The following is a 24,778-nucleotide window of genomic DNA, read 5'->3' on the forward strand; positions in this document are numbered from 1 at the left end:
ATTTTATGCAAGCTTTGGAGCATTTTCTCCCGCAAGTCTGGTTCATCATTTTGGGTTTATTTCTTTTGCTCTATGTCATGCTAGATGGCTTTGACTTAGGGGTGGGAATATTATCTTTGACTGCTTCTGATGACGAGCGCCGAGGCATTTTAATGACCAGTCTGGGCAATGTTTGGGATGCTAACGAAACATGGCTGGTTTTAATGGGAGGCGCTTTATTTGGTGCATTTCCTTTGGCTTACGGCACAATTTTAACTGCCTTGTACATACCGATTTGCATGATGCTTTTCGGTTTAATATTTCGGGCTGTAGCCTTTGAATTTCGCGAGCATTCTAACCGCAAGTTGTTTTGGAATTATGCTTTCGGTGCGGGCAGTTTTTTGGCAGCTTTAGCTCAAGGATTTGCCCTCGGCGCGGTGCTTGAAGGCATTGCGGTGGATGAAGCGGGTCACTTTGTGGGGACTACTTGGGATTGGCTGGATTGGCGATCGATCTTGGTGGCTTTGACACTGGTTCAAGGCTACGTGTTGATCGGTTCCACCTATCTGATTATGAAAACCGATGGGGAATTGCAAACAAATCACTACCGCACCGCTAAAATTGCGGCGGTGACAACATTAATCGGAGCAATTTTGATTACCATCGCCACTCCGGTTTTTTATGAAAGTACCAGAGCAAGATTGTTCGATAAACCGCTAGTTTATGTTTTTGCGGCGATTCCCGTGCTGGGATTGCTGCTGGTTGGACTCTTGCTCAGAAGCCTGGAACAAAAACAAGAACGCACGCCGTTTGTCTGGACGATTATGATTTTCTTGCTCAGTTTCATCGGTTTGGGATTGATTGTTTTTCCCTACATTATTCCGACACAACTCACGATTTACCAAGCGGCGGCGGCACCCAGCGCCCTGGTATTTATGATTGTGTTCATCGGCTTTCTGATCCCGATCATGATTTTCTACAACATCTACAACTACGTAGTATTTCGGGGTAAGGTTGCTGGTGGCCATTACGGCGAATAAAGCAGCATAACACCGCAAATCCAAGTAAAGACACCCAAATCTCCCCAGATTTAAAATTAATCCGATCTGCGGATATTTGCGTGTCTTTGCTGTTGACAAATATCGATTTCTGAGCGTCAGGGTTCTGATTTATTAATCAAAAAAACATAAAACTTTTTGTTTTCGCCCGCGAATTTAAGTGAATCTACTTATAAGAATGCTGAAAATTTCTGTATAATTAGTATAGAAAATGATTTCTATGCTCTTTTTGTCTGGCAACAGTTACAAGTTTTGGCTGTGTTTGCCTAACTATTGTCTCAGGTGCGTCGAGGCGAGATTGTCACTTTTTTTCAGGATTTAAGGGTGTTCCGGTACGAGGAACCTTATTGTTCTGTGAGTTTTGAGAATTAGTAGAAATAGAGTAACTCGTAAGTTGGTTGGCGATATTACGCAAATACTATGTATTATTTTACACCTGATTCAATAATTTATGTCTGAATTTTTAGACGGCGATCGAGAAATCAATCCCCCATCAGCAGCAGACGATCGCACTTTGATTTGTTTCAGAGAGAGGAAATTGCGGACTATTTGGGAAACTGCTCTAGATGCGATCGCGATCGCCGATAACAAAGGGCGATACCTCAATGTCAACCCCGCCGCCTGCGAATTGCTTGGACTAAAAAGAGAACAACTCCTCGGGCGCTGGATCTGGGAGTTTGCAAAACCAAGCTGGAATTTTCAACAGGTGTGGGAAGAATGCCAGAAACCGGAAAAAGTGCAGGGTGAATTTGAGTTAGTGCGGGCTGATGCAGAGATTCGCACCGTCGAATATGCAATAACGCTCAACTTTTGGCCTCACCGCTACTTGTTAGTCATGCGAGATGTTACAGGGCGCAAACAAGCCGAAACACAAGTCGAAGAACTTACCCGCCAACTCGCCCAAACCCAAGCTCAACTTCGGGAAGCAGGTATCGCACCGGAGAGTCCCATCAGTCCCACAGATACTGGTATTTTAGAGCAAATTGCCCGCCACATCCCGGGCGTTATTTATCAGTTTCGCATGGATATTGATGGTGGTTTCCATTTTCCCTATGCCAGCGGCAGACTGGAAGAGATTTACGGCGTTACCCGAGAACAAGTGCAACAAGATGCGACTTGTATTTTCAATCACCTCCATCCTGAAGATTTCGATCGCGTTTATCAATCGATTCTCGATTCTGCCCAACATCAGACACCTTGGTGTTGCGAATACCGGCTGTGTTTTCCCGACGGGCGGTTGCGGTGGTTGCGCGGCGATTCTACACCGCAGCGACAACCCGATGGCAGCACTATTTGGCATGGCTATGTTCGGGACAATACCGAGAGCAAAGCCGCAGAAATTGCCATCAAAACCAGTGAAAACAGATTCCGCACGATCGTGGAAAATCTCAACGATATGGTTTATATCGTCAATCCCGATAGCACCTTCAGCTATGTCAGTCCCCAATTAAAAGAAATCATGGGATATGAAGCAGCAGAAATGTTACATGAGAGTTTTGCTAATTGGGTTTATCCAGAAGATTTACCAATTTGTAAAAATACTCTCGATCGCTCTTTGCAAGGTGAGAAACTGCGGGGATCTGAGTACCGAGTTTTGCATCGAGATGGCAACTATTACTGGCACTCTGCCAATGTATCCGCGATCGTAAATGACGCTGGAGAATTCGTTGCCTGTTTGGGAATAGCGCGTTACATCCACCCTCAAAAACAAGCACAAATCGCTTTAGAAGAAAGTAACAGCCGCTGGCAGTTGGCTATAGAAGGAGCGGGAGATGGCACTTGGGATTGGAACCTCAAAACCAATGAAGTCATCTTTTCCAGGCAGTGGAAAGCGATGCTGGGCTATGCAGAACACGAAATTGTGAATGATTTAGCAGAGTGGGACGGTCGGGTACATCCAGAGGATAAAGCTCAATGCTATATAGATTTTGCCAAACATTTTCGCGGCGAAACTTCTACCTGTCGCAACGAACACCGCCTGCGCTGCAAAGACGGTTCTTACAAGTGGATTTTAGACCGTGGTCAGGTGGTGGAATGGGACGAAGAATCTGAACCGATGCGGTTTATCGGCACTCATTGCGATATCAGCGATCGCAAAACCGCAGAATTAGAGTTAGCTGCCTCTCAAGCAGAATTAATCGCACTATTTAACGCCATGCAGGATGTGATTATGGTGCTGGATGCAGAGGGACGCTATCTCAAAATATCTCCCAGCTCGGCTCCCTTGTTGTACAAACCTACCGCTCAAATTTTAGGTAAAACTCTTCACGAAGTTTTACCCAAAGAATCAGCAGATTTTTTCCTAGAGTCGATTCAAGAAGCGATCGCCAATCAATGCGTGACGCAGTTGGAATACTCATTACCAATTGGCGATCGCTCAGTCTGGTTTGATGCCAGGATTTCTCCCATGTCTCAAGAGCAAGTGGTGTTTGTCGCCAGAGATATCACCGATCGCAAACGCCAACAGCAAGCTCTCCGCTTAGTAGTCGAAGGTACGGCGGCAAAAACCGGCGCAGCATTCTTCAAAAGCTGCGTTCAATATCTCGCCAAGGCACTAGAAGTTCGCTATGCTTTGATTGCTGAATTTGGTGACTCTGAAAAAACGATCGCCACAACTCTAGCATTTTGGGCGGGAGATGAATTTGGGGATAATTTTACTTACCATCTATCCGAGACACCCTGTCAAAATGTCGAGCGGTGTACCGAGATATGTCGGTATCCCAATCTCTTGCACTGCTGGTTCCCCAAAGATGATAATTTAGCAAGTCTCCAAGCCCAAAGTTATGCGGGTGTACCGATTGTAGATGCCGCTGGAAATTGTTGGGGATTGCTCGTAGTGATGGATACTGAGCCGATGGTGAAATATCTAGAAATGCAGTCAGCTATCTTGAGAATATTTGCCACCCGTGCGGCTGCGGAAATGGAACGGATGCAGGCGGAAGCAGCAGTGCGTCAATCAGAAATTCAACTGCGGCTGCAAACTGAAGAATTAGAAGCAACCCTGAAAAAGTTGCAGGATACCCAAACTCAGTTAATTCAAGCGGAAAAAATGTCTAGTTTGGGTCAATTAGTTGCCGGAATTGCCCATGAAATTAACAATCCAGTCAGTTTTATTTATGGCAATATTCAACCTGCTACCGATTGTGCGAGCGAGTTAATTCAACTAATTCATCTTTACCGAGAGCATTATCCGATTCCGCCCCAGGCGATTGCCGATTTTATCGAAGATATCGAGCTTGAGTATCTAGAAAATGATTTTTATAAGCTGTTGAAATCGATGAAAACTGGAGCCGCGCGCATCAGCGATATTGTTAAGTCGCTGCGGACTTTTTCGCGGTTGGACGAAGCGGATTTAAAAAGCACAGATATTCACGAGAATCTCGAAAGTACCTTAGTGATTTTACAAAATCGCTTGAACGGTAGGGCGGGAAAACCAGAAATTCATGTCGCCAAATATTATGGTGAAGTACCTCTGGTTGAATGTTATGGCGGTTTGTTAAATCAGGTATTTATGAATTTGCTGGTGAATGCGATCGATGCGATCGAACAAAGGCGAGAAAGCCTAGAACCCAGCGCCAAATTAAATTATATTGGTCGGATCGCGATCGCCACTTCGTTCGCTGCTGACAATCGCGTGTCGATCTCGATTCATGATAACGGTTGCGGGATAACTCCCGAAGTTCAAGAAAAAATATTTAATCCCTTTTTTACGACTAAACCGGTGGGTAAAGGTACGGGGATGGGGCTAGCAACTAGCTATCAAATTGTCACGGAAAATCATCGGGGGAAGTTGTGGTGTTTTTCGACACCCGGAGAGGGGACGGAGTTGGCGATCGAGTTGCCAACTTGCAAGTAAAATTATCTATAGCTAGTTTATAATGGAAGCTCGATCGCAAATTCCGTCCCTTCGCCCAAAACCGAATGGCAGATCAAGGTTCCGCCGTGTTTTTCCACCACAATTCGGTAACTGATGGCTAAGCCCAAACCGGTGCCTTTCCCCATCGGTTTTGTGGTGAAAAACGGATCAAATAATTGGTGGCGCACGTCTTCTGTCATGCCGATCGCATTATCGGCAATCCGGATGCAAATAATATTTTCGTTAAGGGCTTCTGTGTGAATGCTAATAGTTGGTTTCCAGTTGCCACTACCCGTTAGCGAAGCCCTAGGAGAGGAACGCTTTTTTTGCTTCCAAGCATCTTCCAAGGCGTCAATACTGTTGCTAAGCAGATTCATAAATACCTGATTTAGCTGACCTGGATAACATTCAATTAAGGGTACTTTCCCGTAATCTTTGATGACTTTAATTTCGGGATATTCGGATCTAGCTCGCAGTTTGTTGTGCAAAATTAGCAGTGTGTTGTCTATGCCTTCATGAAGATTGGCAGGCTGCTTTACCGAGTCGTCTAAACGCGAGAAGTTTCGCAAACTCAGAACTATTTCGCGAATGCGATCTGCTCCCATTTTCATCGAAGAGAATATTTTTAATAAGTCTTCTTTCAGGAATTCTAAATCTATGTTTTCAATATATTCTTGAACTTCTACTTGTGGTTGAGGATAGTGTGTTTGGTACAGTTCCACAAGCTGCAATAAGTCTCTCATATATTGGCTGGCGTAGGAAATATTGCCGTAGATAAAACTCACGGGATTGTTGATTTCGTGGGCGACTCCTGCTACCATTTGACCGAGACTTGACATTTTTTCGGTATGAATTAGGTGAGCTTGAGTTTCTCGGAGTTCTTTGAGAGCTATTTCTAGCTGCTGGGCTCTGTTGTTGGCGATCGCCTCGGAGAGTCGCAAAGCATCCTCCGCTGCTTTGCGCTCTGTCACGTCAAAAATGGCGCCGTTGAGGGATGAAATTTGACCGTCTGGGTTGAAAATAGCTTGACCTTTTTCTGCAACCCACCGCACGTTTCCGTTGCTGTGAATCAGGCGATATTCGATCGCGTAAGGTTGTCTTGTCTTAATCGCCCGATCGACAATTTTATCGATCTGCCCCACGTCATCGCCATGAACTATACTAGAAAAAGCTTGCACGGGTTTTTGCATAAAGTTATCTGCCGGATAGCCGGAAATAGCTTCTATGCCGCTGCTGATAAAAGTTAAGCTCGATCGCCCCGCAGCACTGCAACGGTAAACTGCACCGGGAATATTGGAAACTAACGATCTAAATTCTTGTTCCCTTTCCCGCAAAGCTGCCTCAATCCGCTTGCGATCGCTAATGTCGCGAGCAAAGGCGCACTGATATTCTTTACCGTTAAATTGCCAATGGTCGATCGTAATTTCTACTGGAAAAATGCGACCGTATTTAGTGCTGTGGTGAACTTCAATATTAACGGAACCGCACCTTTTTAAGACTTTCCAGTGCAAATTCCAAGCAGTTTCGGGAAAATCGGGATTGATGTCGTGCACAGTTAGATCGAGCAATTCTGTGGCAGAATATCCCAATGAACAGCAAGCGGCGTCGTTGACGTACAAAAATTTACCGTCCGCTCCCATCCAGAATACCGCATCTGCCGATCGGTCGATCGCAAATTGAGCCAATTGCAACTTTTCCTCAATCCGGTGGCGATCGGCAATTTCTTTTTGTAATAGTTCGCTTAACGAACTGAGAGTTAAAGTGCGATCGACAATATCGTCTGTCGGTGGTTTTGCCAATTCTGCTGTCTGTGTATCATCTTGCTGCTGATTTTCTGCTAGCTGTTTTAACGGCTGTTGTGGAATATCTTCTGTGAGATTTAAGTCAGATTCGGTAAATGCTTTCGGCATCAGGGCGATCGCAAATCCGGCTAAGAGCAAAGAAATCACACCACTTGCAGCTTTGAGATCTACCGACAGCCAATCAATGGAATGCCAAAGCGTCCAAACTTGCGTTAATTGAGCAGCGCCGCAGCCCAAAAAACCGACAGCAAATAGCCCTCCAATCTTGCTGTGAGAACTTTGGCGGGTAAAATAAACCAAAGATAGCGCCAGAGAGCAATAAGCGAGTGCCGTCAGCGAGTCAAAAACAGCGTACAGTCGCAACTGGGCCAGCCCGTCGCAGCCAAGTGCGGAAGATGCAGGCAGTGTTGCATAAAAAAATGTTAATAATTCTTGCATAAATTTCAAGAAAAAAGTTATTTGCAGCAATCCAAATCCATCAAATATAATTATTTGATTTCGGTGGCTGAAAAATGTTTACATAATTATATACTTTTTTCATTTTTTATGAAACAGCTATTTTTGCATGGAATGTCAAAACTGTATAGCTTCGGCTGACAGTTGACAGTTGACAGTTGCCCTGTGATAGTTGACAGTTGACGGTTTAAACAATACCGATGCAACCGGAAACGATATCAAAGGGTGGTAATGGGGAAAAAGGCAATTGGTAGTTCCTGTAAGCTGACTGAAGTTTCTGGGAGTAAAAATAATCGCGCGCAGTGTTTCCGATCCCTGGTGCTTCTAGAATAATTTTCGATATAGCGGTTTTCAGAAAGATAAGGTATGTTGTTGGGCTTTAGCCCTGTGAGTTTAGTAGTTATATGAGCTGTCAGTTATACCTCATCTTTTTGAGAAAGGCTATAAATTATGTACCGAAATGCTTCGCCCTTGCCTAAATGAGATGAACGCAAATACGTAGTTGCGAACTTAGCGCTTTTTGTTTAGATCATGAAGAGCGCTGAAGCGCAACTACGTACCTAGGATGATAATCAATAATAGCGCTTTTTGCTGGGATTGTTAAGAGCGCTGAAGCGCAACTACGTACCTAGGATGATGATAATCAATAATAGCGCTTTTTGCTGGGATTGTTAAGAGCGCTGAAGCGCAACTACGTACCTAGGATGATAATAAATAATAGCACTTTTTGCTGGGATTGTTAAGAGCGCTGAAGCGCAACTACGTACCTAGGATGATAATAAATAATAGCGCTTTTTGCTGGGATTGTTAAGAGCGCTGAAGCGCAACTACGTACCTAAGATGATAATAAATAATAGCGCTTTTTGCTGAGATTATGAAGAGCGCTGAAGCGCAACTACGTACCTAAGACGACAACCAAACGGCCCTGACTTCCTCCCCGAAATTGCGGGGAGGGAGTTACAAATTCACAAATGATTTAGGATTGCTATGACCCAGATTGCCAGCAGCAAAAATCTCTATTTTTGCGCTAGCCAATCCACAGTTAATTAAGCACCACCAAGCACCAAATGCACCAGAGTCCGAACTCCAAAACCAGTTGCTCCAGCTCCGTTATAACCGTTTTCCTTGTCGCTCCAAACTGGGCCAGCAATATCTAAATGTGCCCAAGGAGTGTCCTTAACAAACTGCTTCAAAAATAGCGCCGCCGTAATCGAACCGCCGTAACGAGGCCCTGTATTTTTCATGTCAGCGTGCAAAGCCTTCAAGCCATCAAAATACTTCTCTTCCATCGGCATTCGCCAAAACTTTTCGCCTGCCAATTCTGAGGCGGCGACTATTTCGGCGGCGACGCTATCTTGAGGACTCCACAAACCGGCGATATCTTCGCCCAAAGCAATGACGCAGGCGCCAGTTAGAGTGGCTAAATCGACAATTACGTCAACTCCCAACTTATCAGCAAATACCAAAGCATCAGCGAGGGTTAAACGACCTTCGGCGTCGGTATTGTTGACTTCAATTGTTTTGCCGTTGGAAGCTGTAAGGATGTCTCCAGGGCGCATGGCGTGGCCGCTGATCATGTTTTCGGTGACGGCACTGATAAAGTGAACTTCGACATCTGGTTTGATGTGTCCGATCGCCTTTGCGGCTCCCAAGGTAGCAGCGGCACCGCCCATATCTATTTTCATCATTTCAATACCGCTGCCGACACCTTTGATGTTCAAACCGCCGGAATCAAAGGTTAATCCTTTGCCGACGATCGCAATTTTGCGGCGGGGTGTGCCTGCGGGTTTGTAAGTCAGGTGGATGAATTTCGGCGGCAAGTCGGATGCTTTGGCAACGCCGAGAAAGGCTCCCATGCCTAGTTTTTCGCAATCTTCTTGCTCTAATATTTCTAATTCTAAACCGCATTCTGCTGCTAGACTTTGAGCGGTTTCGGCCATGGTAATCGGGGTGACATAATTGGCAGGTGCTGCGACTAATTCCCGTGCTAAAATAACTCCGGCAGTGATTTGGCGGGCGCGGGCGATCGCACTTTCGGTACCGGCGAAACCGAGTAAATGAATTTGTTCTACTTGCGGGCTTTTCTCGTCGGGTTCCGATTTGAAACGGTTGTCTTGATTCAGCGAGAGTTCCACACCTTCGGCGATCGCACTTGCTGTAACATCCGGCGCACTTTGCCACACCGGAAGGCTAATTCCGAGGGTTTTGCATTTCTCCTTTTTGGCTAACTTGGCGCACGCGCCCGCAGCTTGCCGCACGGTTTCTAATTTTAAGTCTGCGGCTTTCCCCAAACCGACGATCGCAATTTTGCGAATCGGACTATTGCCGCCGACACGGGCGATCGCACTCTGGCCCGCTTTGCCCTTAAAATCTACTTCCATTAGCAGCTCTTTCAACGTGCCTGCAAGCTTTTCATCTAATTGCGCCAAGTCGCCGGCGATCGAGAGAGCGTCCTCAAATAGACCAATTGCGAGGGCATCTCCCGTCCAAGCAGAGGGGAGTGTATCGGTGACTAGAAATTCCATGTTTTGATTTACAGTTTAGATTTTAGATTTTTGATTGTACTTTGTCCTTGCTGGTTTGTCGTTTTTCCTTCGTTCGACAAATAAATTTATCGCCTAAATTCTCCGCTACACATCTAATTGACACTCCTCGACTATCAAGGTACGAGGATTCTTGGGCTGAATCGTGCCTCTACCAACAATGTCAGTTTTGGTCTTACAGTTTCATGTCTAGTCCGATGACGGTTAAAGATTTTGAGATCCCGGAGTAGGACGTTCAACCTGTTTCCTCACGTTCTCACGGTCAGCAACCTACGAATACCATAGCAGAAAGCGGTCAAGCGAAGGACGGGGTTTTAAACCCAAATTTCTGATAAATTCTGGTACGATATCAGCCAAGTCCGCTGGCGATCGATTTTCTATTGTTATTTTCTTAAATTTTCCCATGCTAAAGCGACGCAAAACCCGAGTTTCTGTTTTAATGGGCATTTCAGTTTGCATAATGGCGATCGCCTCTGTGGTTGGTGCGGCGAAATGGATGGGTGTCGGCCCCTTCCAGAAGGCTCAGCGGCCTCGGGATGCAGCGAATTCCGCCTCTGAAGTCAAAATGTTGGTATCGCTGTCACCCAATGAGCGATCGGCAAAATTAGTCGAACTCGCGGGCGATCGATCTGAGAATTCAAACGACAAGCAGCAAATCTCCCCTCAAAGCCGCGCCCGCTACTTACTTGCCAGCGATTTAATCCAGCAAGGAAATGCCACCAAAGCATTAAAGTTACTGGAAAATTTAGAGCAAGAATATCCAGTTTTAGCTGCTCAAATTGCCCTCAAACGCGCGCAAGCTTACCAATTGAGCGGCGACAAAGGCAAAGCACAAAAAGCTTGGGAAGAATTGCTTAAAAACTATTCTAGCGATCCAGTATCTGCCGAAGCATTATATGTTCTAGGCAAGTCGAAACCCGAATATTGGAAGCAAGCAATTACTGAATTTCCCGCACATCCGCGCAGTGTAGAAATAGCCCGGAAGAAGTTAAAAGAAAATCCCAATCAGCCCGAGTTAATGCTGCTAGTAGCAAAGCACGGTCATTATGTCAAAGATTACGGTACATTATTAGAACAACTGGCGCAGCAAAACAGCGCCACTTTGAAACCCGAAGATTGGGAAGAAATTGCCTTTGGCTATTGGGAAAAACAGGATTACGGCAAAGGAGCGATTGCTTACGGAAAAGCTCCCCGCACCGCCAAAAATGTTTACCGCAAAGCTCGCGGTTTGTGGCTAGACGGTAAAATCCCGGAATCGAGAATTGCCTATCAAGAATTAGTGCGGGATTTCCCCAATGACGAAGATACTGGTATGGGTTTAATCCGGCTGTCACGGCTGAGCGAGCCCAAGGATGCGATCGTGTATCTCGATCGCGCGATCGCCAAATTCCCCGATCGTGCCCCCGAAGCTTTGCTAGATAAATCCAAACTTCTCGACAAAGCAGGCAGCGGTGAATCCGCCTCACAAACCCGCAAGTTGCTATTGACAAAATACAACAATTCTGATACAGCAGCCGAATTGCGTTGGGCGATCGCCCAACAGTATGCCAAAGGCGGAGATTTAAAATCAGCTTGGCAGTGGGCGAGGGAATTAACCACCCATAATCCCGACAGCGAACAAGCACCAGAAGCAGCATTTTGGGTCGGCAAATGGGCAAAGCAACTCGGCCGCGAACAGGATGCCAAGACATCCTTTGAGTACACCATTGTACGCTATCCAGAATCATATTTCGCATGGCGATCGGCAGTATTTCTCGGCTGGCCAGTAGGCGACTTTACCACAGTCCGAGACTTATCTCCCAAGGTAGTGCAACAGCCTCAGCGCCCCGAACCAACCGCCGGATCTCCTGCATTAAAAGAACTGTATCAATTAGGTCAAGATAGAGATGCTTGGACGTTGTGGCAAATAGAATTTACCAACCGCGTCGAACCAACTATAGCCGAACAGTTTACCGACGGTTTAATGCGAATTGGAGTCGGAGACAATTTAGACGGTTTGTGGATGGTGGGGAGTTTGCGCCAGCGGGAAAAACCCGATGATAGAGCCCAATACCAAGCACTCAGACAGCAGCCAGCTTATTGGCAAGCACTTTATCCTTTTCCGTACTTAGAAAACATTACGAAATGGTCGCAAGAACGGAAAATAAATCCTGTTTTAGTGACAGCATTAATCCGGCAAGAATCGCGGTTTATGCCCGGAATTAAATCAGCAGTTGGCGCCACTGGTTTAATGCAGGTAATGCCTGAAACGGCTACTTGGGTAGCAGCAAAAATTAACCTCAAAAAGTATTCACTGGAGGATGTGGACGACAATATTAAACTCGGAACTTGGTATTTGGATCATACTCACGACGAGTACAAGAATAATTCGATGTTAGCTGTGGCGAGTTACAATGCAGGGCCGAATGCGGTAGCAGATTGGTTGAAGAGGTTTAGTTTTAGCGATCCGGATGCTTTTGCGGAAAAGATTCCGTTTCCTGAAACGAAAGGATATGTGAAATCGGTGTTTGAGAATTACTGGAATTATCTGCGGATTTACAATCCAGAAGTTAATCAGTTGATGAGCGAGCATTATGAGGCTGCTCAGAAAAAAGCCAAGCCTTAATAAATCTGTTTTGAGCTGTCAGGAACAGGCTTTCCTGCCTGTTCCACAATCACATTAATTTTGTCTGTTTATTACTTGTGGGGAGGGCTTCTAGCCCGCCCGGAACAAGCTTTCCCCAGAGTGGTTTTATTATCATAAAAATAGGTACGTAGTTGGGCTTCAGCCCTCTTTAGGCGTATATATTAAACAGGGCTAAAGCCCAACAACGTACCTTCTGTATAAAAATAGGTACGTAGTTGGGCTTCAGCCCTCTTTAGGCGTATATATTAAACAGGGCTAAAGCCCAACTACGTACCTTCTGTATAAAAATAGGTACGTAGTTGGGCTTCAGCCCTCTTTAGGCGTATATATTAAACAGGGCTAAAGCCCAACTACGTACCTTCTGTTCCACAAATTGAAATAATGGGATTATAAAATAAATCAACGACATCCCAAGGAATCGCGAGTAGAAATCCCAGTTTGAGAATTAATTCCGCTGGCTTTACTGCACAATTCTTTAACTTGTGCGCCATCCATAATTGCATCAGTAAAATCAGCACCAGTAATATCAGCTTCATCAAAAGTAGAACGCAGCAAAATTGTTTCCACTAAAATTGCATCGCTTAAATCAGCCTTAGTAAATTTAATTTGATCGATCATGGCATTAGTTAAATTTGCGCCGTGTAAATTCGCCTGAGTCATCACCGAAGCGCTCATGATTGCTCCCCGCAAATCGGCATTAGAAAAATTAGTTAAGTCCATATTAGCGTTAGAAAACTCAGCGGCGCGCAGCGTTTGGCCAGAAAAATCGCGTCTTGTCAGTTCGGCATTGCTAAAGGACAGCGGCGGTGGGTAATATTTAGATTGAGCTTGGGCTGCGCGCGGCAGGATGAAGATGGTTAGCGCCAAGAGGAATGCTGCTAGTTGCCGGAGTTTCATAAATCTGATGTGGTCGCAAGGTGGGTATTTGGTAGTGTATCCCGAACTTTGGTCGATCGCCTAAACAGCTACAATCTTAATTAATAGTGATGGAGATGAAAAAAAGATATGCTAAGTTTTTTCTTAACTTGGATAGTAGCGGCCGTTTCGCTGGTGATTACCGCTAACATTGTACCAGGTATTGCGGTGACGAGCTTTCCGGCGGCGATGCTGGCTGCTGTAGTTATCGGATTTGTAAACGCGGTTGTCAGGCCGATTATTACATTGCTGACGCTGCCTTTCAGCATTCTGACTTTAGGTTTGTTTTTGTTTGTGGTGAATGCGATTTCGCTTTCCTTGGCTTCGTGGTTGGCTGGTGCTTTCAGTATCGGTTTTGCGATTAACGGTTTTTGGCCTGCTTTGTTCGGTTCAATTGTGTTGTCGTTGGTTTCTGGGCTGATTGGCCGATTTGTGAATACCGGTGTCGAGCAGTAAGATATTATCCTGGATAGTCGATCGGGCAAACTGCAACGGCTACAGTTACCGCAGAACCCCCCCTAACCCCCCCTTGTAAAGGGAGGGGATTTTTAGTGGAAAATATTTTTTTTGGCACTAAAAGCCTGTTATGGGCGGGCAGGATGCCCACCCCACAAGCAGAATATTCACTCTTTGTGGAACAGGCATCTTGCCTGTTGCTAATAATTGTGGAACAGGCATCTTGCCTGTTGCTGATAATTGTGTAATCTGTTGGTTCGATCGCGCAAAGTGCACTGGCTTCTGCTACGCTGGGCGTTCCGACTTCTTTCGCTGCAACATCTGAAGGATTGGGGACTTCAACGGAACTTAAAACATCAGCCGCAAAGGTTTTTAACCGCCAGTTGCGCGATCGACAAAGTTCCAGCAAGCCGATTTCGCCTGCTTTAGTGTCTATTGTAGCAATACCTGCGATCGCACTTTCCGCTAAATGATAACTGCGACAGACACTTTGAATCGCAGTTTCGATTAATTCTCGCGAAGTTCGGGCCTTGCAACCTATCCCTACCCACAACACTCTCGGATGCCACTGAACCTTCGGCAAAACAGATTCCGGCGCAAATCTTCTCTGAGTAAAACTAATCCAAATTCGCCCTTTGATAGGTGATATATTTTCCCCATCCCAATACAAACAATGTTTTTCCGGCAGACTGTTTCGCCACAAAGTCGAACCAACTTCTTGAATTACTTCTACAGTTTCCCCTCTCTGCATCGCAGCCGCCACTCCCGTCCAGTCGCCTGTCCCGCGATTCCAACTCCTGGGAATATCTAGCCTATCTAACCTAAATTCATCGCTCATTATGCAATTATATATATTCCAATACGGTTCACTTAAGATGGTCATTGCGAGGAACGAAGCAATCGCAATGTATATTTTTCATGAGTTTTCCCTGTTGTCATCTTTTAAGTTAACCGTATTGATATATATTCCGTAGTTTCACTGACACTGCAATCTTAAAATTTTTTTAACACTCTTTGTTGATTTTTTTTGTATAATCACCTTAGCACAAACTGCAAACAATTAAACATTTAATATGGTAGAACTGAACCAATTACTGTTAGAGTTTGAAAGCAACCTCGCATGGGAAGCAGTGACGCAAGAATGGAAAGAACGTCGCGACAGTTGGGTGAGCGACGTGCAAGCAGCAGTCGATCCGTCACAGTTAGCAAAATTTCTAGTTGAATTGGAATCAGACATCGAGTGGGAAGCGGTGCAAAATCAATGGAAACGGCGCCGGGAAAGTTGGGTAGAAGAATGTCAAGCAGCATCGACTCTTGAAGAAGTATCAAGTTTATTGCTGGAACTAGAAAGCAATACAACTTGGGAAGCATTTATTGATGAATGGCAGGAAAATCGGGATAATTGGGCCAGGCAAATGTACGAGTTTAACGATGAGTAATAATTTACTCAATCAAAATCTATTTTCATAGTCAATGATGTCCCGGCTGTGCGGTTAATTATCTCGCTTCCCTCAATTACTTTAAATCCCGATCGCTCGTACAAATTCAGGGCCCGATTTGAGCTTCTGACACTCAGGGATACCGCTGGATAAGATGCTTTGGCTGCTGGCAACAAATGAGCCAGCAATTGAGTTCCTACACCCTGATTTGTGTATTCTGGAAGAACCGCGATCGCCAATTCCGGGATAGTATCGTCAATCCAGCCAAATCCCTTGTCATCCCCTGGAAATAAACGCAGCCACGCCGCTCCTACTGGCTGGCTGCTGTTCAATTCAATTGCTAGGAAGCCCATATCGCCTGCACGTCCCCAATGCTTGACATATTTCGCAATTAAAGGATGATTCACAACAGCTTCCACCGTTGATTCACCTTCTTCTGCCATGTGCGCCGCTTCGTACAGCATTTGCCACAAAAAAGGCTCGTCTTCCTGCGTTAGCGGCCTAATAGAATAGTCTAAGATTTTTTCCATAAGGTAGAAGAAAGTTAGGCAAAGGATTCGCTCGACGGATTTAACAAATGCGTGGAAGAATAAAGAAGGAAAAAAACCGAACTACTAATGACCAATGATTAATGACGTTCGCGAGCGGGGACGATCGCGCTAATAACGTTCGCGAGCGGGGACGATCGCGCTAATGACGTTCGCGAGCGGGGACGATCGCGCTAATGACAACTGACAACTGACAACTGACAACTGACAACTAACCACTAACCACTAACCACTAACCACTAACAACTAACCACTGCCAACTGACTAATCCTTAACTAAAACCCCATTCAGAAAAATCTCTGCCAATCCTTCCGCCATTTCCTGCATTTCCTGCGGGGAAGCATTCGGCTCCATAATTGTATTCTGACTGAAACCGGCGACGGCAAACATTCCCAAAAATACTTGAGCGACAATTTTTGGATTCATCTTCCGATAAACTCCTTTTTCCATCGCCGTTTCAAAAAAAGCCTCAGCCACAATACTCATTTTTCCGATGACTTCCAACTGAATTTTGTCGCGCAAATCGGGATGAAACTGCGCCTCCAAAAAACATACCCGCATCATATCGCTATTCTCGCGGATATTTAGCATCCGCCTCCGCATCACTTGAGCCACTGCTTTGTAACTACCCATCTCGCTCAATTCCGTCAGCAAATCTGTCAGCAACTCCACCCATCCTTCCGTCGCCACCTCAACCAAAATCGCTTTTTTATTATCAAAATGCCGAAATAGCGTACCCTCCGCCACCCCCGCCGCCGCTGCTAAATCCCGAGTTGTCGTACCGTCGTATCCGCTGCGGGCAAATAACCGCTGAGCTGCTTGTAAAATTCGTTTCTTGGTTTCTGTTTCTGAAGGAGGAGACTGATTAAAAATTCGCATGGCTTTGGAATGGGTAATTGGCGATTTAAGTAGAAGGAAGAAGGAAGAAGAAAGAAGGAAGAAGGAGGAAGACATACACAGCAAGCTTTTAAGCGAGCCGTATTTTACGTTTGATTAGGTTCATGCACTTGGAACTGCGGGTTTGGGGCGGGCGGGCGAAATAATGTTAAGTTTTAAGTAGTGCGCGACTTTAATCTTAAACTGGAAGTGGCGCAACAGATCGCTTATGCCCCCAAAAATCTTTATGCTTAAAAAGCATCTCTTGTTATTCGGCATAAACTTCTTGCCGTTTGACAATCCAAAATCCAAAATCTAAAATCTAAAATCGAATGACCCTTTTTGAGATTTGCTGTATCAGCCTAACATCTGTGGCGCAACAGATCGCTTATGCCTCAAAAAATCTTTATCCTTAAACAAGAATCTCTTGTATTCGGCACAAACCTCAGGTTTGACAATCCAAAATCTAAAATCTAAAATCTAAAATCGAATGATCCCGCAGTTCCAAAAACCACGCGCGGCGAAGCGATCCCTTAGGGAATCGCCCAAACCCAAAACTCGATTCATTGCCTCCCTACTCGCCGCTGTGCTGCTGTGGTGGGGAATTTCCCCCGAAATCGCCCTCGCTCGCGAGAACCCCGCTAGCGGCTCGCAATTAGTGTCTGTGCAACCGTCGCTCGATCGCGTAATCAAGCAAGTCACCGAATTTAAGCTCGACAATGGCATGACATTCGTGGTGCTCGAAAGGCCCAGATCCCCGGTAGCATCGTTTCTGATTCACGCCGACGTGGGAGGCGCCAACGAACCAGAGGGTCAAACTGGAGTCGCCCACTACCTGGAACATTTAGCTTTTAAAGGTACGCCCAAAATCGGCACAACCGACTACAAAGCCGAAAAGCCGCTGCTAGAAAAACAAGATAAACTCTTCGAGCAAATGCAAGCAGCGAAGGCGATCGGCAAAACTGAAGAAATCGCCAAATTCAAAGCAGAATTTGACAAGGTTGAATCCGAAGCTTTGCAATTTGTCAAGCGCAATGAATTCGGTAAAATTGTCGAACAAGCAGGCGGAGTTGGACTAAATGCCGCTACTTCTATCGACTCGACAATGTATTTTTACAGTCTGCCAGCTAACAAGTTAGAACTGTGGATGTCGCTAGAATCCGAGCGTTTTTTAGAGCCTGTTTTTCGGGAATTTTACAAGGAAAAACAGGTAATTTTAGAAGAACGGAGGCTGCGAACTGAGAATTCGGCGATCGGGCAAATGGTCGAAGTTTTTGCTGACAAAGCTTTCTCTGTTCATCCTTACCGTCGCCCGGTGATTGGCTACACTGAAGATATTAAGAACCTCACCCGCAGCCAGGTGCAGAATTTTTTCGATAGTCACTATATCCCCAGCAAGCTGACTGTGGCGGTGGTAGGAGACGTGAAAGCTGCGGAGGTGAAGCGTCTTGCTCAAATTTATTTCGGCCGCTACAAGGCGAAACCAGCGCCTCCTGAATTGCAAATTGTGGAGCCTCCGCAAACACAAACGAAGGAAGTGACGCTGAAGTTAAAAACTCAACCTTGGTATTTGGAAGGATACCACAGGCCGGCGATGAATCATCCCGATAATGCGGTTTATGAAATCATTGGTTCTTTACTCAGCAGCGGCCGCACTTCTCGGCTTTATAAGTCTTTGGTTGAACAACAGCAATTGGCGCTAGCTGCTCAAGGTTTTAGCGGTTATCCGGGGGAAAAGTACCCGAATTTGATGCTGTTTTACGCTCAAACTGCTCCGGGTAAGACGGTTGATGAGGTGGCGGTGGCTTTGAGTAAGGAAATCGATCGCCTAAAAACTGATCCGGTGTCTGCTTTGGAGTTGGAACGGGTGAAGACTCAGGCGAGGGCTGGTTTATTGCGATCGCTCAATTCTAATATGGGCATGGCATTTTCGCTGCTGGACTATCAAGTGAAAACTGGTTCGTGGAAAAATCTGTTTAAGCAATTGGATGCGATCGCTGCTGTTGCTCCCGCTGACATTCAGCGAGTAGCCAAGGCAACTTTCCGCCCGGAAAATCGCACGATTGGCAAGCTTTTGTCGCTGTAAGAAGAAGCCTCGATTTGGACTCGGCGGTTGAAACCGCGACTATACAAACTAAGTCTGCCTCCGCAGACTAGGAAATAGACTCGCACTCAGACTCGGCGGTTGAAACCGCGACTATACAAACTAAGTCTGCCTCCGCAGACTAGGAAATAGACTCGCATCTAGGGCAGGTACAGAGCACCGCCCCTACGCTATTTCACGATATCAAACTTAGGAGAAAGCATGAAAAGGAGTAAATTGAGACTGAAAAAAGTAAAGTTATTTCTGCTGTCGCTTTGCTTTTTTACTGTTTCACTTGCCACGTTTAATTTGTTGCCTTCCTTAGCGGCTGGGCCGAAGCACTACGATGAATTAAAATTCCCGCCGGTGCCAGAAATTAAACTGCCTAAATACACTCGCTTCGAGCTAAAAAATGGCATCCGAGTCTATCTGATGGAAGATAGAGAACTCCCGTTAGTTGGGGGAACGGCGCTATTTCGCACGGGCGATCGTTTTGAACCTGCTGATAAAATTGGATTGGGAGGTTTGACGGGAGAAGTGATGCGAACTGGTGGGACGAGTCGGCATACGGCTGATGAATTAAATCAGTTGCTAGAACAGCGAGCAGCTTCAGTAGAAACGGGGATTGATGTTGCTTCTGGTAGTGCTAATTTTAGTGCTTTAGCTGAGGATGTGGAACCTGTATTTGACTTGTTTTCTGAAGTGATTCGGGAGCCAATTTTTGCTAAGGAAAAGTTGGATTTAGCTAAGAATCAAGAGCAAGGTGGCATCGCCCGTCGCAACGACGATCCTAACGATATTACGGGCCGCGAGTTTCAAAAGTTGATTTATGGCGATCGCAGTCCCTACGCGCGCACAGCAGAATACAAGACTATTGCCAATATTTCCCGCGACGATTTGGTGGGTTTCTACCAGAAGTATTTCCACCCGAAGAATATGATTTTGGGTATTTCTGGCGATTTTGATACGGCTAAAATGCGATCGCTCGTGGAGCAAAAATTCGGCAACTGGGTACCGACTAAAAGTGCAGAAATGCCTGCGCTACCAGCGGTAACGCCGGCGAATCAAGGCGGCATATTTTTGGTAAATCAACCGCAATTGAGTCAAAGTTACGTGCAGATGGGGCATTTGGGCGGGATGTTGAACAGCCCAGATTACGGTGCTTTGGACGTGATGAATGGGGTTATGAACGGTTTTGGCGGGCGTTTGTTCAATAATGTGCGATCGCGCCAAGGCTTAGCCTACAGTGTTTACGCGGCTTGGAGTCCGAGATTTGACTATCCAGGGACGTTTGTGGCTGGAGGCCAAACGCGATCGGACGCGACAGTACCGTTTATCAAAGCAATCCGCGCTGAGATCGATCGAATTCGCACCGAACCAATTACCGCCGAAGAATTAGCTTTTGCTAAAGATTCCACCCTCAATTCTTTCATCTTCAAATTTGAAAATCCCAGTCAAACATTGTCGCGACTAATGCGCTACGAATACTACGGTTATCCCGAAGATTTCATTTTTCGGTACCGCCGCAGCGTCGAAGCAGCCACAATTGCCGACGTGCAGCGTGTAGCTAAGACTTACTTGAAACCGGAGAATTTGGTAACATTAGTAGTGGGAAATACTGCGGGAATTCAACCGCCGTTATCGAGCTTAGGAACTTCGGTAAAAGTGCAATCTGTTGATATCACAATTCCATCGGCGACTTAATCAATAATTCGTGTGACGCACCAGACTATTGTGTGGTGCGTTGCTGTGATATTTTGACTTTAATTTGTAAATTTTCTTTCTGCGACGCACGCTACCGCTACTGAATAATATAATGAATATCAACACGCAAGAGCAATTCGAGTTAATTCTAGGTTCTAGTATAGAAAATCAAGAATTTATCAGATTAACTTTAGGAAAATATCGAGGAAAAGAAGACGGCTTAACTAAAATCATTGTGAGAAGCGTACAATTTAAATCAAGCATAAAACTTTCTTTTACCTATAGCTACAAAACTAAGGAAATAGTAAAAAATTACCTAATTGCAGAGGGAATAAATTTAATCAAAACCCTGACGGGAAGTGAATTTATGAGTATTAGATTATTCTCGCTGACGCAGGATGTCCAACTTGAATATGGCAAAGATAAAAAACCAAAACTTAAATTTATTAAGCCTACTTTTACCAATCCTGTTGATACGGTTCCGCAGGAACACGATCGCAATAAAAAACGGTATATTCAATCAGAAAACAATTTATATCTCACAGCATTAGGTATTACCAACAGTCAAGGTAATATCGTAAAAACAATGGAAGATAAGTTTAGACAGATAAATAAGTTTGTAGAAATTATAAATAGCTTAATTGAATCATCAGGATTGGCAGCGAAAAGTCATATCTCTGTAGTTGACATGGGTTCAGGCAAAGGATACTTAACATTCGCAATCTATGATTTTCTGAACAATATTTTAGACAAAGAAGCATCAGTTATTGGTATAGAAAGCAGAATACATTTAGTAGATTTTTGTAACTCAGTCGCCCAATCAGTTGAGTTTAAAAATTTACATTTCAAACAAGGCAATATCAGTAACTATAGCGCTGAAAAATCAGACATAACCATCGCACTTCATGCGTGTGATACTGCAACAGATGATGCAATTTATAAAGGGATACAATCTGATTCTTCTTTGATTATCCTAGCACCATGCTGTCACAAGCAAGTTAGGAAACAAATTCATCCGAATATGGTTTTGAAGGATCTGCTGAAATCTGGCATTTTGCTAGAGAGGCAATCGGAAATAGTGACTGATGGATTAAGAGCGCTTTTACTTGAATTGTCTGGCTACAAGACTAAGGTTTTTGAGTTTATAGCTGCTGAACATACGAGTAAGAATATAATGATTGTGGGAATCAAAAGCAATCAGAGTATCAACAAGGAGCAGATTCTTGGACAAATCCAAGAAATTAAAAAACTTTATGGAATAAAGTTTCACTATTTAGAAACTTTACTATTTCCCGATCTCTTTCTTTCCCCCGATCTAGCTACTATAATTAATACTGAGTCGGTAGGCGATCGGGCTATATAGCAATCCTAAATCATTTGTGAATTTCTTACTCCCTCCCCGCGGGTTCGAGGAGGGTTGGGGAGGGGTAAAAATTTTACGACTCCTGCAAGGATTGCTATAATACCAATTTGAACCCGATCGCATTCAAGCAGTAAGGCTGGGTTTGAAGCGCCGTAGGGTCAATTTGGATTGAGTAGCGGCCCGATCGCCCGATTCATGTCAGCCGATCGGGATCGACACCCAACTCCCGCAACTTTGCCGCCAATACCTCCGCCCGCTGGCGTTCCTGTTGGGCCCGCTGGCATTCTTGTTCCGCCCGCTGGCGTTCCTGTTGGGCCCGCTGGCGTTCCTGTTGGGCTTGTTCCGAACTCCACAGCAGCAAATTTCCCTGCGAATCCCACCAGCGCAGCCAATTCATAGTTTGCCCCAAACGTTCCCCCCGCCAAATCCCCAGCCATAAATCTAACTCTGGAATCCGAACCCGTCCCTGTGCATCAGCAGTCTGGGTTACATAGCTCCCATTTTGCAGATACCGCACTTCCAGCTTGGGCTCGTAGGGGTCGTAGGTAACATAGGTAGGCACTTGCAGAATCTGCTCGTAGAAGTAGAGCTTGCCGTAGGGAGGAGTCGATCGCACAGACAATTCGCCGTAATCTTCATTAGACAAAAACTCCATCACCACCGATATCGGCGCACCCTCCAGATTCGGCGTGTAGCTGCGGCGAATCGTCCCCTCAGCAACTGGATGCACTTGTGGCACGTAAAACCAATCGGGTGCTTTAACTACAGTTTTCTGATTGATAGTCGCTACCAGTCCAAAATTGGAACCAATTAGGGCGAGTCCAATAAGTCCGGCGGCTCCCAGAGCATCGGTGAGAGAGGCAGCAAGGGGCGGTTGTTGAATATTTTCCACAGGATCGTCCGGTAAAATAAAGTCGGCTGGTAGGGCTTCCCAGGTGACAGTTGGTGCTTTGGAACTCGACGGAATTTGAAGAACCATGAGCCTATACCATGTTAGATTTTAGATTTGAGATGGGAAAAGAAGACGCTCGCGGTTGAAACCGCGTCTATACAGACCAAACCCGAGCTCAGAGGGGTTAAATAACGCGCTGTGAAGATTATGTTATTGTCTTCAGTCGGCGTCCGGCGGACTTTGTTTTTGTAGGCGCGGTTTCAACCGCCGTCTGCATCTAAAAATCAATAGTCAAAGGCGCTCTCGGAAACGGAATCACATCGCGAATATTCCCCATTCCCGTCATAAACTGCACCAACCTTTCAAACCCCAAACCAAAACCAGCGTGAGGGACAGTACCGTAGCGGCGCAAATCCAAATACCACCACAATTCCTCCTTATTCATGCCTTGAGCTTCCATGCGCCGCTCCAACACATCGAGACGTTCTTCCCGCTGCGAACCGCCGATAATTTCCCCAATATTCGGAGCCAAAACATCCATCGCTCGCACCGTTTTCTCGTCCTCGTTTAAACGCATATAAAATGCTTTAATCCCGACGGGATAATCGCTGACAATGGTCGGCTTTTTAAACAAGTCCTCAGCCAAATAGCGCTCGTGTTCCGATTGCAAATCTAAGCCCCAGCTTACCGGAAAATCAAACTTTTTGTCAGCTTTTTCCAAAAGTGCGATCGCCTCCGTGTAAGTAATTCGCTCAAACTGATTGTTAATAATATTTTCAGCAGTCGCCAAAACAGTCTTATCAATCCGCTCGTTGAAAAACTCCATATCCTCCGGACAATGCTCCAAAACAAAGTTAAAAATGTACTTTAAAAACGCCTCAGCCAAATCCATATTACCCTGCAAATCGCAGAAAGCCATCTCCGGTTCAATCATCCAAAACTCAGCTAAATGCCGCGAAGTATTGGAATTCTCCGCTCGGAAAGTCGGGCCAAAAGTGTAAACATTACCGAAAGCCATTGCCATAACTTCCGCTTCCAACTGGCCGCTAACTGTTAAATAGGCGCGCTTCCCAAAAAAGTCTTTCGCATAATCAACTTCTTGCGAATCAGTGCGCGGCACATTTTTTAAATCGAAGTTAGTAACCGCGAACATTTCCCCCGCACCTTCGCAGTCGCTAGCAGCCAAAATCGGAGTGTGAACCCACAAAAAACCGCGCTCTTGAAAAAATTGGTGTACCGCCGCCGAACAAGCATTGCGGACTCGAAAAACAGCGCCGTGGGTGTTTGTGCGCGGCCGCAAATGGGCGATTGTCCGCAAAAATTCCAAGGAATGGCGCTTTTTCTGGAGCGGATAAGTTTGCGGGTCTGCTTCGCCGTAAACTTGTACTTGTGAAGCTTTCAACTCAATTCGCTGTCCCTTCGCGGGAGATGCCACCAGCACTCCCGAAACTTCTAGAGATGCACCTGTATTGATTTGTTTGAGTATATTTTCAAAGTCTGGTAAATCGGCATTAATGACTACTTGCAAGTTAGCCATCGCCGAACCGTCGTTGACTTCCACAAAGGCAAATTCTTTTAACTCGCGTTTAGTACGAACCCAGCCTTGAATGGTTACAGTTTCGTCTGGTTCGCCGGCGCGCAAAATTGCTGCAATTCGTTGATTTGTCATATCCAATCCTGTTTATTTAATATTTTGCACCATAATTCTCTCTTTTCTCTTCCTCTGCGCCCTCTGCGCCCTCTGCGGTAAAAAAAATCATAACTCCTAACATAATTCAACCGACATAGGATTTCAAAATCCAACCGAGCAAAATACCGAGTCCCCCAAAGCGAACCGCTTGCCAAAAAGGTTGTTTTATGCTTCCCCAAGAAAACAGGCTGCTTTCTAAATTTAACTCGATCGTTTCCAGTTCTTGTTCAATTTCCCGCAATTCTTTCTTGAGTTGCGGTAATGGGTTTTGGCGCAGAGACTGGCGGACATCTTCTCGCCGGTTGCCGAGTTCGGCTTGGCGCTGGCGATCGCACTGAATCTGAGTGTAACGCTCTTTGACTGCTGCGAGCGATCGCTCCACTGCTGCGATCGCCTGCACAAACTCATTTTCTGAATCTTCCCGATTTAACTCTGACGGCTGTTGAGGCATTTCGATCTGCAAACCCGACAATACTTAAAAAAACAATTCCC

General features: G+C 45.5%; 17 protein-coding genes. 8 read left to right on the top strand and 9 right to left on the bottom strand.

Annotation, left to right across the window (positions count from 1 at the left end):
* Positions 1–5: 5 nt before the first annotated feature.
* Both cydB and JGK22_RS04920 read left to right on the top strand, forming a co-directional pair.
* Positions 6–1,019 (top strand): cytochrome d ubiquinol oxidase subunit II, encoded by a 1,014-nt coding sequence (cydB, locus tag JGK22_RS04915; protein ID WP_293181501.1) that lies wholly within the window; start codon positions 6–8, stop codon positions 1,017–1,019.
* A 469-nt stretch (positions 1,020–1,488) separates the two neighbouring features.
* The gene (locus tag JGK22_RS04920) at positions 1,489–4,893 is read left to right on the top strand and encodes a PAS domain S-box protein (RefSeq protein WP_293210844.1); all 3,405 of its coding nucleotides are present in this window, start codon (positions 1,489–1,491) and stop codon (positions 4,891–4,893) included.
* 17 nt (positions 4,894–4,910) lie between these two features.
* Here JGK22_RS04920 and JGK22_RS04925 read toward each other — a convergent pair whose 3' ends face one another.
* The gene (locus tag JGK22_RS04925) at positions 4,911–7,133 is read right to left on the bottom strand and encodes a PAS domain S-box protein (protein ID WP_293312454.1); all 2,223 of its coding nucleotides are present in this window, start codon (positions 7,131–7,133) and stop codon (positions 4,911–4,913) included.
* A gap of 1,064 nt (positions 7,134–8,197) precedes the next feature.
* On the bottom strand, positions 8,198–9,676 hold the full coding sequence (locus tag JGK22_RS04930) for a leucyl aminopeptidase (protein ID WP_293181510.1): 1,479 nt from the start codon (positions 9,674–9,676) through the stop codon (positions 8,198–8,200).
* 421 nt (positions 9,677–10,097) lie between these two features.
* Here JGK22_RS04930 and JGK22_RS04935 point away from each other — a divergent pair, with 421 nt between their 5' ends.
* On the top strand, positions 10,098–12,299 hold the full coding sequence (locus JGK22_RS04935) for a transglycosylase SLT domain-containing protein (RefSeq protein ID WP_293312456.1): 2,202 nt from the start codon (positions 10,098–10,100) through the stop codon (positions 12,297–12,299).
* A gap of 420 nt (positions 12,300–12,719) precedes the next feature.
* Here the strand turns inward: JGK22_RS04935 and JGK22_RS04940 are convergent, their stop codons facing one another.
* Positions 12,720–13,217 (bottom strand): pentapeptide repeat-containing protein, encoded by a 498-nt coding sequence (locus JGK22_RS04940; protein ID WP_293181516.1) that lies wholly within the window; start codon positions 13,215–13,217, stop codon positions 12,720–12,722.
* A gap of 108 nt (positions 13,218–13,325) precedes the next feature.
* Between JGK22_RS04940 and JGK22_RS04945 the strand changes: the two genes are divergently transcribed.
* Complete coding sequence (locus JGK22_RS04945) at positions 13,326–13,691, top strand: phage holin family protein (RefSeq protein WP_293205199.1); 366 nt, start codon at positions 13,326–13,328, stop codon at positions 13,689–13,691.
* A gap of 4 nt (positions 13,692–13,695) precedes the next feature.
* Here JGK22_RS04945 and JGK22_RS04950 read toward each other — a convergent pair whose 3' ends face one another.
* Complete coding sequence (locus JGK22_RS04950) at positions 13,696–14,529, bottom strand: cobalamin biosynthesis protein (RefSeq protein ID WP_293205202.1); 834 nt, start codon at positions 14,527–14,529, stop codon at positions 13,696–13,698.
* Positions 14,530–14,764: 235 nt separating this feature from the next.
* Here JGK22_RS04950 and JGK22_RS04955 point away from each other — a divergent pair, with 235 nt between their 5' ends.
* On the top strand, positions 14,765–15,130 hold the full coding sequence (locus JGK22_RS04955) for a hypothetical protein (protein WP_293181524.1): 366 nt from the start codon (positions 14,765–14,767) through the stop codon (positions 15,128–15,130).
* Positions 15,131–15,138: 8 nt separating this feature from the next.
* On the opposite strand, the gene JGK22_RS04960 is transcribed toward JGK22_RS04955, so the two are convergent.
* Positions 15,139–15,660: a GNAT family N-acetyltransferase gene (locus JGK22_RS04960; protein ID WP_293181527.1), complete on the bottom strand. Its 522-nt coding sequence runs from the start codon at positions 15,658–15,660 to the stop codon at positions 15,139–15,141.
* Positions 15,661–15,942: 282 nt separating this feature from the next.
* Positions 15,943–16,557 (bottom strand): TetR/AcrR family transcriptional regulator, encoded by a 615-nt coding sequence (locus JGK22_RS04965; protein WP_293181530.1) that lies wholly within the window; start codon positions 16,555–16,557, stop codon positions 15,943–15,945.
* Positions 16,558–17,044: 487 nt separating this feature from the next.
* On the opposite strand from JGK22_RS04965, the gene JGK22_RS04970 reads away from it, so the two are divergent.
* From JGK22_RS04970 to JGK22_RS04980, 3 genes are all read left to right on the top strand, one after another.
* Positions 17,045–18,640, top strand: a complete 1,596-nt coding sequence (locus JGK22_RS04970; RefSeq protein WP_293181533.1) for a pitrilysin family protein — start codon at positions 17,045–17,047, stop codon at positions 18,638–18,640.
* 219 nt (positions 18,641–18,859) lie between these two features.
* The gene (locus JGK22_RS04975) at positions 18,860–20,341 is read left to right on the top strand and encodes a pitrilysin family protein (RefSeq protein WP_293218973.1); all 1,482 of its coding nucleotides are present in this window, start codon (positions 18,860–18,862) and stop codon (positions 20,339–20,341) included.
* Between the two features lie 112 nt (positions 20,342–20,453).
* Positions 20,454–21,704: an SAM-dependent methyltransferase gene (locus JGK22_RS04980; protein ID WP_293196751.1), complete on the top strand. Its 1,251-nt coding sequence runs from the start codon at positions 20,454–20,456 to the stop codon at positions 21,702–21,704.
* 193 nt (positions 21,705–21,897) lie between these two features.
* Here the strand turns inward: JGK22_RS04980 and JGK22_RS04985 are convergent, their stop codons facing one another.
* The 3 genes from JGK22_RS04985 to JGK22_RS04995 all read right to left on the bottom strand — a co-directional run bounded on the left by JGK22_RS04985 (position 21,898) and on the right by JGK22_RS04995 (position 24,737).
* Positions 21,898–22,683: a Uma2 family endonuclease gene (locus JGK22_RS04985; protein WP_293210832.1), complete on the bottom strand. Its 786-nt coding sequence runs from the start codon at positions 22,681–22,683 to the stop codon at positions 21,898–21,900.
* A gap of 190 nt (positions 22,684–22,873) precedes the next feature.
* Positions 22,874–24,265, bottom strand: coding sequence for an asparagine--tRNA ligase (gene asnS / locus JGK22_RS04990; protein WP_293218975.1), 1,392 nt, complete (start codon positions 24,263–24,265; stop codon positions 22,874–22,876).
* Positions 24,266–24,371: 106 nt separating this feature from the next.
* Complete coding sequence (locus tag JGK22_RS04995; RefSeq protein WP_293181554.1) at positions 24,372–24,737, bottom strand: DUF2203 domain-containing protein; 366 nt, start codon at positions 24,735–24,737, stop codon at positions 24,372–24,374.
* Positions 24,738–24,778 lie beyond the last annotated feature (41 nt).

Origin of the sequence: Microcoleus sp. PH2017_08_TRC_O_A (assembly GCF_020738665.1) — a bacterium.
Taxonomy (GTDB): domain Bacteria; phylum Cyanobacteriota; class Cyanobacteriia; order Cyanobacteriales; family Microcoleaceae; genus Microcoleus.

Excerpts from the sequence above, each read along its gene's own strand:
- JGK22_RS04940 (WP_293181516.1), bottom strand. The coding sequence starts at position 13,217 with ATGAAACTCCGGCAACTAGCAGCATTCCTCTTGGCGCTAACCATCTTC.
- JGK22_RS04960 (WP_293181527.1), bottom strand. The coding sequence starts at position 15,660 with ATGGAAAAAATCTTAGACTATTCTATTAGGCCGCTAACGCAGGAAGAC.
- asnS (WP_293218975.1), bottom strand. The coding sequence starts at position 24,265 with ATGACAAATCAACGAATTGCAGCAATTTTGCGCGCCGGCGAACCAGAC.
- JGK22_RS04925 (WP_293312454.1), bottom strand. The coding sequence starts at position 7,133 with ATGCAAGAATTATTAACATTTTTTTATGCAACACTGCCTGCATCTTCC.
- JGK22_RS04985 (WP_293210832.1), bottom strand. The coding sequence starts at position 22,683 with ATGGTTCTTCAAATTCCGTCGAGTTCCAAAGCACCAACTGTCACCTGG.
- JGK22_RS04995 (WP_293181554.1), bottom strand. The coding sequence starts at position 24,737 with ATGCCTCAACAGCCGTCAGAGTTAAATCGGGAAGATTCAGAAAATGAG.
- JGK22_RS04975 (WP_293218973.1), top strand. The coding sequence starts at position 18,860 with ATGAAAAGGAGTAAATTGAGACTGAAAAAAGTAAAGTTATTTCTGCTG.
- JGK22_RS04945 (WP_293205199.1), top strand. The coding sequence starts at position 13,326 with ATGCTAAGTTTTTTCTTAACTTGGATAGTAGCGGCCGTTTCGCTGGTG.
- JGK22_RS04955 (WP_293181524.1), top strand. The coding sequence starts at position 14,765 with ATGGTAGAACTGAACCAATTACTGTTAGAGTTTGAAAGCAACCTCGCA.
- JGK22_RS04980 (WP_293196751.1), top strand. The coding sequence starts at position 20,454 with ATGAATATCAACACGCAAGAGCAATTCGAGTTAATTCTAGGTTCTAGT.
- JGK22_RS04930 (WP_293181510.1), bottom strand. The coding sequence starts at position 9,676 with ATGGAATTTCTAGTCACCGATACACTCCCCTCTGCTTGGACGGGAGAT.
- JGK22_RS04920 (WP_293210844.1), top strand. The coding sequence starts at position 1,489 with ATGTCTGAATTTTTAGACGGCGATCGAGAAATCAATCCCCCATCAGCA.
- JGK22_RS04970 (WP_293181533.1), top strand. The coding sequence starts at position 17,045 with ATGATCCCGCAGTTCCAAAAACCACGCGCGGCGAAGCGATCCCTTAGG.
- cydB (WP_293181501.1), top strand. The coding sequence starts at position 6 with ATGCAAGCTTTGGAGCATTTTCTCCCGCAAGTCTGGTTCATCATTTTG.
- JGK22_RS04965 (WP_293181530.1), bottom strand. The coding sequence starts at position 16,557 with ATGCGAATTTTTAATCAGTCTCCTCCTTCAGAAACAGAAACCAAGAAA.
- JGK22_RS04935 (WP_293312456.1), top strand. The coding sequence starts at position 10,098 with ATGCTAAAGCGACGCAAAACCCGAGTTTCTGTTTTAATGGGCATTTCA.
- JGK22_RS04950 (WP_293205202.1), bottom strand. The coding sequence starts at position 14,529 with ATGAGCGATGAATTTAGGTTAGATAGGCTAGATATTCCCAGGAGTTGG.